Raw genomic sequence first — 13,263 nt, 5'->3', positions numbered from 1 at the left:
GAATTTTTAAATGAATGCTAACAAAAATAAATACCCATTAGTGAGTATTTTGATTCCGAATTATAATTATGGACACTATTTAAAGAATTGCTTAGATAGTGTTTTAGAACAAACTTATCCTAATTATGAAGTAATTTTCCGTGATAATAATTCTACAGATGATTCATATGAAATTGCATTAAGTTACAAGAAGAAATTTGAGGAAAAGGGAATATATTATTTTGTTGGAAAGAACAAGAGAAATATTGGTAGCGATGCTAATTCAGTATGGTGCCTTCGCGAATCTGAAGGAAGCTTTGTTATTTATCTCTCATCTGATGACTCAATTGAGAGCACATTCTTAGAGAAATGTATGGATATTATGACTAAAAATCAAAATGTTGGAATGGTGATGACACATAGACATGAGATCGATGAAAATGGAGTTAAATATGAGAAGCCTTCTTTTTATAATAGAAGCTGTATAATTCCAGGTGAAGAGCAGGCGGCAGTATTTATGATGGCAGGAATAGCAGTTCCTTCGCAGGTTATATACAGAAGGGAGATATTTGGAAAGTTTGCGTCTACAAGATTAAGCTTCCAAATAGCTGGAGACTGGTATCAGAACTTTATGTTTTCGTGTTACTCTGATATAGGATATATTTCAGAAGCATTATGTAATTATAGAATTCATTCAGGAAATGAAACTTCATATTCTGAAAGAAATCTATTAGGAATATTTGAACATTATCAGTTGATAAATTCATTTATTAATGTAGCAGATAGTTATGGGATGAGCAAAGTTTCTGAAAGATATGATAGTGCAGTAAGTAAATTAGGTAACATGTGTTTACGATATGCATTAAAAATGTTTAGGGGAAATGAAAGAAAATCGGCAAAGCGCTATTTACTTCTAGCGCCTGTATTCAATGAGGATATACATCAAAATGAGGAATATAAAGAAATGCTGGGTTGGATAAATTTAAATGATGACGAATTAAATTTGAAGTTGGCAAGCATTGGGGATTTAGATAGAACAATTTCATATGATCCTCCTGAGGGAAGCATATATATATAATCAATTTTTTATATGTATACATGAAGTGATTTCAATTTTATAAAATGCAATTATATAAAAACGGCGTTATTTTAATGCAGTTTTAATAAAAAATAAAACTTAATAAGAGGTATACTATATGAATGATACAGAATACTTCCGTAAAATAGAAGATGTAATGAAAAAAATAAAAAATGATTTAATAGACGATGTGGATAGCATACTGGATGAATTATATAAAATTAAACCAGTAAGACTTGTTTGGTTTGTTGCTAAAGCAGAGTTGATGCTAAAACAAAATTCTGATTTATCAGAAGTGTATAAAATTCTAGAATCAAAAGGATGGCAGTTATATAACTATAGTGGAATAGATAAATATAGTGAATTATATCTCAAAATAGCAATGGAGTATAATGATATTTATGATACAAATCGTAATAAGAATATTTGTGAGAAACTAAAAGTAAATAATTTGCCTGATATCTCAAATCTTCTATATGAAGAAATTAGGATTAATAGAGAAAAATTTATAGAAGATTTTTATTCTCTAGAGAAGTGGAATGAATTATACCTTTTATATTATCAAGTAAGTAATTATTTGATGCATGAGATCATGGAGCTCTATGGGAATAAAAAGGGATATTTAAATAAGAAAGTTGAATTTATTCATAACATGCCTAATATGGGGTATATAAATAATGTTTTAGAATTTAATAAAGATAATATTTTTATTGTTGTAGTTTCTAATCAGGATGATTATAGTGATTGCATTATCTTAATGAATATTCTTTTAGATTTAGGGTATAAAACATATTTTATAAATTCACCAATGAGTGTGGATGTGGAAAACATTATTGATATTTCAAGTACTCTAGACATAAGTCTTGAGAACTCGGAGAATTATGGAGAAGCCACCATAATACATCCTATAACAATAAATTATAAAGGAAAGACTTTAGGTGATAATAGAGAATATATAGTAGATTATATATGTAAAAATTACACAAATAACGGTTTAGCAACTATACTTTGTAGTGGAAAACTTATGGATGAGCTTTGCATGAGACCATTAATGCAAAAACAAATGCAACGTCTTTCACCATTTCACGCTGATTACCTTGAAGATAATATGGCGTTTGGATGGGTAGGGAAATACACATCATATATTAGTGAAATTTATGAATTTGATGTAAAGGATGAGATTAAAAGATCAGCAGAATGTAAATTTTCAATAGTGGTTCCAGCTAGAAATTCTGCAGCATCTTTAAGGCATACATTAAAAACTTGCTTGAACCAACGATATAATGGAGATTATGAAATAGTTTTAAGTGATAATTCAACAAATGGAAATACAGAAGTCTATGATTTATATTGTGAACTTAATGATCCAAGAATTAAATACTATAAAACGCCTAGAGATTTACATCTGCCAAAGAGCTTTGAATTTGCATTTTTAAAAGCAAAAGGTGAATTTATAATATCAATTGGTTCTGATGATGCTATGCTTCCATGGTCTTTAGAAGTATTGGAGAATGTTCTTGAGAAATACCCAGATGAAGAGATATTTCAATGGGAAAGAGGTTTCTATGCATGGCCTGGATTTAATGGAGGACAAGAAAATCAATTTATTATTCCTTCGAAATATGAGAAAAATAATTGCTTAGTATATAATGTTAATAAAAATGATTATTGGGCAATGATACTTAAAGATCCAAAATCAATGTACGGTTTGCCTTTGTTATATATTAATTCTGGATTTAGAAGGAGCTATCTAAATACGCTACTCAATAAGACGGGTAGATTATGGGATGGAATATGTCAAGATTTATATATAGGAGTTATTAATATTTCTATAAATGGTCACATAACAAATATTAAATATCCATTGACTATTGCTGGCATGACAGGAGCTTCAGTAGGAGCACAGTCTAATTCTGCTGCTACTAAAATTGAAGATAGTAATAGTAGAATGGATGAGGTTATAAAAACTAGTAATATTGGTGGATTCTCTACTTCGTATGTAGAAAGGTTAATGCCTGAAGTAACAACAGATATAAGTTCTTTATATAACAGCATATTAAGGGCAATTGCTAGAGGTGCATGTTCTGAAGAATTTCTAGATAATTTATTGAATTGGAAGCAAATGTTTACGGAATGCATTATGCAGTTGGATATAAGAGATGTATTATTTGATAAGAAATTGCATTATTTTAGATATACTGCTTCAAAGCATGGCGATGAATTTCTAAAATGGTTTGATGAAAATATTTATGAAAAGGCTATTATGCCAAGGAAAATAGATGATGAAAAAAAGGATGAGGTTGTAAAAAGAAAGAGTTATAAAGAAGGTCCTATGGAAAATGGTGGAGAGGTATTGGATGCATCTAAATATGGTGTTACAAATGTGTATGAAGCCTCATTGCTATTTGAAAAAGTGACAGGGTTATAAGTATAGTAGTAAAAACAAAGATTTTACAGAAATAGATATATGATAATGGGCATCAATAATAGTATTGATGCCTATTATCATATATAATATTTAAGTAAATGGAAATTTATTCGAATTATAATTAATAAGGAAAAATATTTTGGAGGAACAATTATGGGTAAGTACGTTATATTAGGTGGAGGAATTGCTGGAATGGCTTGTGGCTATTTTTTAGGAAGTGATTCATGTACTGTATATGAAAAAGATGATGATTATGGTGGTTTGTGTGGCAGCACAAAAATAAATAATTTTACTTTTGATAAAGGTCTTCATTTATCTTTTGCAAAATCAGAACAGGTTAGAGAGGTTTTTCATCAAACAGATTATTTTAAATATAATCCAGAGCCATACAATTACTATAATGGATTATGGATTAAGCACCCTGTCCAAAATAATTTATATAAATTATCGACTGACGAAAAAGTACAATGTATAAAATCATTTTTGGAAAGAGAAGATTCAAAACAAGATTTTGAAAACTATGAAGAATGGCTTTATGCACAATATGGCAAATATATTTCTGATAAGTTTCCAAAGATATACACAAAAAAATACTGGTGTGATGATGCAAGGAATTTAGAAACAAAATGGATAAATAATAGAATGTATAGCCCTAATATAGAAGAAATACTGCATGGTGCTATGAGTGATAATACGAAAGATGTATATTATGTAAAAGAAATGAGATATCCAAAGATTGGTGGATACAAAAGCTTTTTAAATCCATTAATTCGGGATTTAGATATCAAATTAAATAAGAAAGCTATATTAATCGATGGAATACATAGGTATGTTGAATTTAGTGATGATAGCAGAGTTTATTATGAGAATTTAATAAGCAGTATTCCTTTGCCAGAACTAATTAAAATATTAAAAGATGTTCCGGATGAAGTGGTCAATGCTTCTAAAAAGTTGATAGCTACATCTATGAAAATAATATCTGTAGGATTTAGAAGACCAGACATTAATAATAAATTATGGTTCTATATATATGATGAGGATATTTTACCAGCAAGAGCACATTCCCCAAACTTAAAATCAGTACATAATGTTCCAAACGGATATAGTTCTATGCAGTTTGAAGTGTATGAATCACCATATAAAAAAAATGCTATGAATGATAATGATTTATGTGAGCATATAGAAAAATGTATAGTTGAAATGAAAATAGCAGATAAAAATGATATACTTTTTATAGATGTAAAAAGTATACAGTATGCCAATATTGTTTTTTATAAGAATATATATGAGTGCAGGGAAATAGTTCGTAATTACTTAAACAAAATTGGAATAAATTGCATCGGAAGATTTGGAGAATGGGATTATCTGTGGAGTGATCAGAGTTTTTTTAGTGGAATGAATATGGCGTTTAAGTTAAAAAATGAAAGAGATATTGGATAAATCTGAAGGATGTTAATAAAAATATGGATGAAAGAGAAGAATTAAAGGAAGAATTAAAAGCTGAACTTCAATGGATAAAATATAGAATTAGAATGTTAGATATCATTGAAGAAAGGTTATTAAAAATGAGAGAGATAATAGGAAAAGCAAAAGAATTAAATTTAAATGCAAATAAAGTTGAAGAAATGAATATGGAAATTAATGATCTGGCCCAACAAATAAGAGCGCTAGATGGGGAGAGTAGAAAAACAGAAAATATAGAAATAGATTATTAATAAAAGATTATGGGGTAAACCAATATGTTAAGCTTGTGTATGATAGTTAAAAATGAAGAGAAAAATCTTAGACGTTGCCTATCTAAGGTAGTTGGTTTCATAGAGGATATAATTATAGTAGATACTGGATCTATAGATAAAACAAAGACTATTGCAGCAGAATTTACTGATAAAATCTATGATTTTAAGTGGTGTAGTGATTTTTCAAAAGCTAGAAATTTCTCTATATCTAAGGCCTTAAATGATTGGGTGCTTATACTTGATGCAGATGAGTTTATTTTGAATTTTTCAAGGGAGAAAATAAATGAGTTTATAAATGAACCTTTAAATAGAAATAATGTTGGAAGAATTGAAAGAATCAATATAATGGGGGATTCTGGCGCCGATAAGAAATATGTTGAAAGAATAAATAGACTTTTTAATAAAAATTATTTTCAGTATAGTGGATCAATTCATGAACAGATTACAGATTTAGAAGGTAACAATTATAAGTCGGACAATGTAAGCGTGACTGTAGAACATATAGGGTATACATATGAAGTGCTAAATAGAACTGATAAGATTAAAAGAAACATATGTATGCTAATGGATGCTGTTAAAAAGGATAAAGAGGACCCATATATTTATTATCAGTTAGGGAAATCGTATTACATGGGAAAAGACTATGAGAATTCCTGTGTATATTTTGAAAAGGCATTAACTTTTGAGTTGGATTCTAGACTAGAGTATGTTGAGGACTTGATAGAAACTTATGGATACTCTCTAATTAATAACTGTAGATACTCAGACGCACTAATTTTAGAAAATTATCTTGAGATTTACTCAAATTCTTCAGATTTTTATTTCCTAATGGGACTTATACATATGAATAATGGCAATTTTATGAAAGCAATTGAGATGTTTTTAAAATGTACAAATTTTTCGGAATGCAAAGTTGGGGGAATAACTACATATAAATCATTTTATAACATAGGAATTATATATGATGTATTAGGATTTAGAGAAAAAGCTATAGGATATTATAGGATGTGTGGTGAATATGAGCCGGCAAAGAAAAGGCTTGATTAAGAATTATAGTTTGATTAAAAATAGAATATTAATAGATGTAATAATATAATTTTCAGATTTATATTTTAAGGGTAGGTAAAGATATTTTTAATGTTTACGATAATAAATTATTAAGGATGATGATATAGTAATCTATCTTTTGACATTATAAAATTATTAAAAGAAAGGATTTGATTCTATGGATATAGCTGAAATGTCAGTGGCTATGCATCAATTATCACTTCAAAATTCAGTGTCAATATCAGTTATGAAAATGGCTATGAATGATGGAAGTAAGATAGTAAGCGATCAAATAGAAAATATGGTGGGAAATGATAACATGGCAATGGATGATAGTAAGGGCAACAATATTGATATAAGAGTATAAATTTAGTAATATTTATTGTAAATGATTAAGGAGGTTGTTATAAATTGAGGCTTGCACATAATATGTTTTCTTTAAGTATATATAAAACATATAAAGTTAGAATCACAGATGAATCTAAAGCTCTTAATAATATAAGTACTGGAAGTAAATTAAGTTCAGCAAAAGATAATCCTGGAAAGATTGGAAAGAACGAGACCTTGAAGATACAGGTGTTAACAAATGACGCTGCAAGTAAAAATGTTCAAGATACTAATTCAATGATGCAAACATTTGATGGTTCTCTTCAGGAAATAAATGATAATTTATCTAGGATTAAGGAATTAACCGTTAGTGCTGGTTCGGGAACTTTAACTGATTCTGACAAAAATAATATTCAGACTGAAATTGATAGCATTAAAGCCGATATAAATTCTTTAGCAAATAATACAGAGTTCAATGGAATTAAGTTATCTTGTACTAGTGCTTCAAGCTTGAATTTAAATCCTACCCAAACAATAAAATCTGCCATTGGAAATATGTCGGGTGAGAGTATCGATATTCCTATATTTGATTTAAGTACATCTAATTTAGGAGTTGATAAGCTAGATATAAATAATGTGGATTCGTCACTTGAATCTGTTGATAAAGCTATTAAAATGGTAGGAGAAATCAGAAGTACATATGGTTCATTACAAAACAGGTTAGAAGGTACTGCAGAGTATTTAAGTAGTAAAGATATTAATATTCAAACAGCTCAAAGTAGAATTGGCGATGCAGATATTGCAGAAGAAATGATGAAATATTCGAAAAGTCAGCTGTTAGTTAATTCTTCAATTGGATTAATGGCACAAAGTAATAATTTTCCTAAAGATTGCCTAAACATTTTGGCTAATGTGAAATAATTTATTAAGTGGAATGAATATTAAATAAACTATAGTAAATTTTGATTATCAGAATTTACTATAGTTTATTTTTTTGAACTATAGTGATTAATGTATGAGTTTGTGAAATCTTAGGTTTATATTTATACAAAATTGAATTATTTGAAATTATTGAACAAATTATAATGAAATTTATAATTTATTTAACAACTTTATCGAAAATTAAAAATAACTGTGGTGAAATAAACCAAAATACATTATAATTTAAAAGGACAAATTATATTGATACTAGCACACTTATTGAAAAATAAGGCCGCAAAGCCATGAGTCTAAGGGGAATTTTATTTTCTATGATTGTCAGGTTGCCAAAATATAAAGTGAAACTTAGTTCTTAGCTTCATGAAAAAATTTATATTCAAGGCTAATTGAACTTATTTAATGTTGTGTTATTGTTATCTCGAATATTAATGAAGAATATTGAAAAATAAGATCTTTCATTTTGTTTGATTTGTTTTTATTATTTGTTAACATGCGAGTATTGCAAAACTAGGCATAAGATAATTATATATGTTGCAAAAATAATTCTTCATGATAATTCTAAAAATATTGCAAGAATTTTAGCTGTAATTATGAATTGAGAAATGTGTATTGTGAATTGTAACATATTAATAAAGTTTATATTTATTTTGCTTTAAATATTTTTGGTGCCTATAATTTATAGACACCTTTTATTTTTTAGATATATGGTAGGCCACAGTACGGATAAATACTGCAGAAAGTCTAAAAATGACATTTAATTTATTTTAGAAGATTTATTATGTGGGGGAATATTACAATAAAACCAAAAAAAATCGGAATTAGTAAATAAATTGGAAAACATTTTTCAAAAAATTATAGATAAAATTGCATAGTTATTCTATAATTAAATTATTAATTAGTTAAAATAAAATGTAATATTTTACTTAGGTGAAAATTGTGAGGAAAAAAGCATTTTATTTTATATATTTCTAATAATGTGTAGAATAAAATATTTGTACTGAAAGTTTTAGATATTTATACAAGTATAAGGCGAAATGTAAGGATGTGAATTTATGGCAATACAATCTATCAGTTCAGATGCTACTTATGAATTGATCAAACAAGGAATTAAAGCCTCAAATGTTAGAGCCAAAACAATTGCTAATAATATGGCAAATGTCAATACGAAGGATTATAAGAGATTTAATGTAGTATTCGAGGAAAATTTAAAGAACCAAGGAGATTTCTCAAAATTAGAGTTAAAACGCACTAATCTACGTCACCTTTCAAGTAGTGATTCAAATAGTGGTGATAATATATCAATTGAACAGGATAAGAGTACCAGTATGAGAAGTGATGGAAACAATGTTGACTTAGACATTGAAAAAGTAAATCAAGCAGCCAATACACTTAAATATAATGCTTTAATAACTCAAATAAATGGTAAATTTAATAGTTTGAAGACAGTTATTAAATAATGGTAAATAATACCTTGATTAGAATTTATATTTAGATAAGCTAATAAACTTTGAATTATTGATTAGATAAAGGAGGATTATAAATGAATGCATTTACTTCTATGCAAATAAGTGCAACTGGTCTTTCAGCAGAAAGATTAAGAATGGATACTATAACGTCTAATATGGCTAATGCAAGTACAACAAGAAGTGCAGATGGTAAAGGACCATATGTAAGAAAAGTAGCTGTATTTCAAGAGGCCCTTGATGCTAATAAAAATATGGCTGGAGTTAAAGCCGTTAAAATTGAAAATGATCCATCACCTTTAAGAAAGGTATATGACCCAACGCATCCAGATGCAGATAGTAATGGATACGTTACAATGCCAAATGTGAATGTATTAAATGAAATGGCAGACATGATGGTAGCAACTAGATCTTACGAGGCAAATGTTGATACTTTTAATTCTTTAAAAAGCATGTTTTCAAAGGCTTTAGAAATTGGTAAGTAGGGGGATGAAAAATGAGAATAGAAGATAAGTTTGCACAAAATGAAATTATATTTAATAATAAATTTAAAGATATTAATAATAGCAAGAGCAATAATGAAAGCAATAACTCAGTTAATTTTGGAGATGTCTTAAAAAAGGCAGTAGATGATACCAACGGTAAGATGACACAAGCTGATGAAACTGCAACAAAGTTTATTAAAGGTGATGATGTTAATATTGATGAAGTTATGGTTAAGAATCAGGAGGCTAGTTTGAGTCTTCAGTTTTTAGCACAAACTAGAGACAAGTTATTGGAAGGATATAATCAATTATCGAGGTTGCAATTGTAGTAAGGTGAGGAGAGCTTAATAATGAAAAAACTTTTAGAAAAAGTTAAGGGGCTTTTGGAAAAGTTTAAATCCAAGAATAAGAAGATAAAAGCTGCTATAATAGTAGCAATCGTGGCAGTTATTATTGCAATTATAAGTGGGATTTTTTACTCATCTTCTAACAAATATCAAGTACTATTTTCTGATCTTGATGCAGCTGATGCTCAAACTGTCGTTAATAGTTTAAATGAAAAAAAAGTTGATACTAAAATAGATAGTAACACAAATACGATTTGGGTTCCTAAGGATCAAGTGGATAAATTAAGGTTGGAGCTAGCACCAACTTTGACATCTGGAAGTAAAGGCTATGAATTAATGGATAGTGGAAGTTCCTTTGGAATGACGGATGAAGAATTTAAAATAAAAAAAGTTAGAATGCAGCAAGGTGAGTTGGAAAAGACAATAAAAAGTTTTCCACAAGTAGAAGAAGCAAGAGTACATATAACTGAAGCTAAGGATTCTGTTTTTGTAAAGGACAAAGAACCTGGAAAAGCAGCAGTTTATCTAAAATTAAAAAAAGGGACAACTATTGGCGAAGATCAGGTTAAATCGATAGTAGCGTTAGTATCTGGGGCAACTGAAAACATACCTAGAGAAAACATAGATGTTATAGACGATAACATGAATTTACTTACTAAGGATATAAATTCTGATCAAGGTAATTCAGTAAGCTCTGAAACAATATCAAAGCAACAAGATGCCGAAAAATCTTATGAAGATAGAATGCAAAAGGCAATTGTTAGTTTATTGGAGCCAATCGTTGGTAAAGGTAAAGTTAAGGCTACTGTTAATGTGAATTTAGATTTTGACTCAAAACAAAAGACACAAACAGTAGTAGATCCGAATAAAGTAATTGTAAGCCAAGAAAATTCTAAGGAAACAAATAATTCAGGATCAACAACTGCAAGTCAAAGTCCTGTTGATAATAATATGAGTAACACAACTACAGCTACAAATAATAATCCTTCAACTTCAAGTAAAGAGGATCAGAAGACAAATTATGAAGTAGGTAAGAGTGAATCTAAAGTTATTAGTGCACCAGGTGAAGTTAAAAGGCTTACAGCGTCAGTTATGGTAGATGGAAATTTAGATGCCGCAACACAACAAACATTAGAAAATGCAGTTGGAAATGCAGTTGGATTAGATACACTTAGAGGAGATAAGGTTTCTGTGGTTGGAATGGCATTTGATACAACGGCTCAAGATCAAGCTAAGTCAGAAATTGATGCTATGAATGCAGAGGCAGCTACATCTAGTAAGAATAAGATGATGATTGCTGCAGGAATTTTAGGAGCATTGCTTTTAGGTATTATTATTTTCTTCGTTGCAAAGAGAAGAAAGAAGAAGAAAGAAGAAAATGAACAATTATTAAATACTTTAATTGATGATACTATATTACCTAAAGAACCAGATGATGTCTTTGAACCAATAGAATTTGAGGCTAAGACTCAAAAATCACATTTAGAAGAAGAGATAAAGAAATATGCAACAGAAAAACCAGATCAAGTAGTAGAAATAATCAAGTCATGGTTGACTGAAAATGAGAGGTGATGGCTATGTCAAAAGAACCAAGTCAATTGACAGGGGTGCATAAAGCAGCAATATTATTTATAACTCTTGGACCTGAAGCCTCATCTGGGATATTGAAAAAGCTACCAGAGGCGGATATTCAAAAAATAACTTATGAAATTGCTAATATTACGTCTGTTACTCCAGAACAAAGGGAAGAAATATTAAATGAATTTTATCAAATGAATAAAGCTAGAGATTATATAATTGAAGGCGGTATGGATTATGCTAAAACATTATTGTCAAAAGCATTAGGAACTCAAAGAGCAAGCGAAATACTTGATAAAGTATCAGAGGCAACGGCTCAATACAGACCTTTTTCAATTGCAAGAAAGGCAGATTCTCATCAATTATTAAATGTAATTATATCAGAGCAGCCTCAAACTATAGCTTTAATTCTATGCTACTTACAGCCAGATAAAGCAGCACAAGTTATGGCAGAGCTCCCAGAAGAGACGCAAAGTGAAGTTGCTTATAGAATAGCAACTATGAGCAATACGTCACCAATGGTAATTAAAGAAATTGAAGCCGTACTTGAGAGTAAGCTATCTTCAGTAGTAAGAACTGAAATGACAACTTTAGGTGGTGTAGAAACTTTAGTTAGCATATTAAATGCAGTTGATAGAACAACAGAAAAGAATATTACAGAAGGCTTAGAAAGAGAAGATGCAGAGCTTGCAGATAAAGTTAAGAGCTCAATGTTTGTATTTGAAGATATTATTTCTCTTGATGATGTATCTATCCAAAGAATTCTTCGAGAAGTGGAAGTTGGAGATCTTGCACTTGCACTTAAGGGATGTTCTGATGAAGTTGCAAATTCTATATATAGGAATCAGTCTAAGAGAGCTGCTGCTTCATTAAAGGAAGATATGGAATTCTTAGGACCAGTAAGGCTTATGGATGTTGAAAAAGCACAACAAAAGATTGTTTCTGTTATTAGAAGGTTAGATGATGCTAATGAAATCATCATTGCAAGAGGTGGAGAAGATGCAATCATCGTATAGATTAATAAAAAAGGACTTTGCAAAGTCAGGAACAAGTAAAGTTATTTCAACAGAGTATATTAGTAAAAAGGCAGTATCTGAAGAAATAGAAGAGGAAAAAGAGGAAGAAGAAATTGTAGTAAAAGCTCCACAGATTGATCCTGAAGAACTTCTAAAAAGGTATGAAGATATTGGGCAAAGGATAATACAGGATGCTAAAAATGAAAAGCAGATTATTGTTTTAAGAGCACAAATGGATGCCAATGCTTCAGAAAAAAAAGCATATGAAAAAGGATATGCTCAAGGATTAGAAAATGGATATGATGATGGATATAAGAAAGCTTATGATGAAACAATTGAAAGTGCAAGAGCAGAGGCGGCAGATATTGTTAATAAGGCAGAATTGATGCTAAAATCTGCTCATGAAAATTACGAGAGATATCTAGAAAGTAAGAAAAATGAAATAGTAAAGTTGGCACTAGAAATTGCGGAAAATATTACAAAGAAAACACTAAGTACCAATGAAGCGATGAATAATATTATTGAAGAAGCTTTTAAGATCTCAAAAGGAGAAGAAAATGTTATTTTAAAGGTGAATTCAACCCATGTTGAAGAATTAAAATTGCAGGTGGAAAGATGGAAGGTATCATACAATATAAAAAATGAAATCTTTGTACTTGCAGATGATTTTATGGAACCGGGAAATGCAGTTTTGGAAAAAAACAGTGGTATAGTAAAAGTAGGCGTGGATATTGGAATGGAACAAATGCGAAAAGCAATATTTGGATAAATAATTCACAATTCATAATTCACGATTCACAATTTAGGAACAAGTTTTTATAAAAATTAAAAAACTTTAGG

General features: G+C 29.4%; 13 protein-coding genes and 1 riboswitch. All 13 genes read left to right on the top strand.

Annotation, left to right across the window (positions count from 1 at the left end; translation table 11 throughout):
• Nucleotides 1–10: 10 nt before the first annotated feature.
• Entirely contained in the window at nucleotides 11–1,057 is a 1,047-nt protein-coding gene (locus PZA12_RS20995; protein WP_103697556.1) for a glycosyltransferase family 2 protein, read from the top strand.
• 118 nt (nucleotides 1,058–1,175) lie between these two features.
• Entirely contained in the window at nucleotides 1,176–3,485 is a 2,310-nt protein-coding gene (locus tag PZA12_RS20990) for a glycosyltransferase family 2 protein (protein ID WP_103697555.1), read from the top strand.
• Between the two features lie 153 nt (nucleotides 3,486–3,638).
• Nucleotides 3,639–4,925 carry a protoporphyrinogen/coproporphyrinogen oxidase gene (locus PZA12_RS20985; protein WP_103697554.1) on the top strand — a complete coding sequence of 429 codons (1,287 nt, stop codon included), beginning with the start codon at nucleotides 3,639–3,641 and terminating at the stop codon, nucleotides 4,923–4,925.
• Nucleotides 4,926–4,948: 23 nt separating this feature from the next.
• Nucleotides 4,949–5,200, top strand: coding sequence for a hypothetical protein (locus tag PZA12_RS20980; protein ID WP_103697553.1), 252 nt, complete (start codon nucleotides 4,949–4,951; stop codon nucleotides 5,198–5,200).
• Nucleotides 5,201–5,224: 24 nt separating this feature from the next.
• Nucleotides 5,225–6,268, top strand: coding sequence for a glycosyltransferase (locus tag PZA12_RS20975; RefSeq protein ID WP_103697552.1), 1,044 nt, complete (start codon nucleotides 5,225–5,227; stop codon nucleotides 6,266–6,268).
• A gap of 178 nt (nucleotides 6,269–6,446) precedes the next feature.
• The gene (locus PZA12_RS20970) at nucleotides 6,447–6,635 is read left to right on the top strand and encodes a YjfB family protein (RefSeq protein WP_103697551.1); all 189 of its coding nucleotides are present in this window, start codon (nucleotides 6,447–6,449) and stop codon (nucleotides 6,633–6,635) included.
• Between the two features lie 44 nt (nucleotides 6,636–6,679).
• Nucleotides 6,680–7,516, top strand: a complete 837-nt coding sequence (locus tag PZA12_RS20965) for a flagellin (protein WP_103697550.1) — start codon at nucleotides 6,680–6,682, stop codon at nucleotides 7,514–7,516.
• Between the two features lie 259 nt (nucleotides 7,517–7,775).
• Nucleotides 7,776–7,865: riboswitch (cyclic di-GMP riboswitch) on the top strand.
• A 721-nt stretch (nucleotides 7,866–8,586) separates the two neighbouring features.
• Nucleotides 8,587–8,991, top strand: a complete 405-nt coding sequence (flgB, locus tag PZA12_RS20960; RefSeq protein WP_103697549.1) for a flagellar basal body rod protein FlgB — start codon at nucleotides 8,587–8,589, stop codon at nucleotides 8,989–8,991.
• A gap of 83 nt (nucleotides 8,992–9,074) precedes the next feature.
• Nucleotides 9,075–9,482, top strand: a complete 408-nt coding sequence (gene flgC / locus PZA12_RS20955; protein WP_077838752.1) for a flagellar basal body rod protein FlgC — start codon at nucleotides 9,075–9,077, stop codon at nucleotides 9,480–9,482.
• An 11-nt stretch (nucleotides 9,483–9,493) separates the two neighbouring features.
• Nucleotides 9,494–9,811, top strand: a complete 318-nt coding sequence (gene fliE, locus PZA12_RS20950; protein ID WP_103697548.1) for a flagellar hook-basal body complex protein FliE — start codon at nucleotides 9,494–9,496, stop codon at nucleotides 9,809–9,811.
• 21 nt (nucleotides 9,812–9,832) lie between these two features.
• Nucleotides 9,833–11,401: a flagellar basal-body MS-ring/collar protein FliF gene (gene fliF / locus PZA12_RS20945; RefSeq protein ID WP_103697547.1), complete on the top strand. Its 1,569-nt coding sequence runs from the start codon at nucleotides 9,833–9,835 to the stop codon at nucleotides 11,399–11,401.
• A gap of 5 nt (nucleotides 11,402–11,406) precedes the next feature.
• Entirely contained in the window at nucleotides 11,407–12,423 is a 1,017-nt protein-coding gene (fliG, locus tag PZA12_RS20940; protein ID WP_041899442.1) for a flagellar motor switch protein FliG, read from the top strand.
• Complete coding sequence (locus tag PZA12_RS20935; protein WP_103697546.1) at nucleotides 12,407–13,192, top strand: FliH/SctL family protein; 786 nt, start codon at nucleotides 12,407–12,409, stop codon at nucleotides 13,190–13,192. Before fliG ends, PZA12_RS20935 begins: the two co-directional genes overlap by 17 nt.
• The last annotated feature ends 71 nt before the right edge of the window (nucleotides 13,193–13,263 follow it).

The sequence above is a fragment of the Clostridium beijerinckii genome, from assembly GCF_036699995.1.
In the GTDB taxonomy this organism is placed as follows: Bacteria; Bacillota; Clostridia; order Clostridiales; family Clostridiaceae; genus Clostridium; species Clostridium helianthi.
This window is presented reverse-complemented; position numbering and strand designations above follow the sequence as displayed.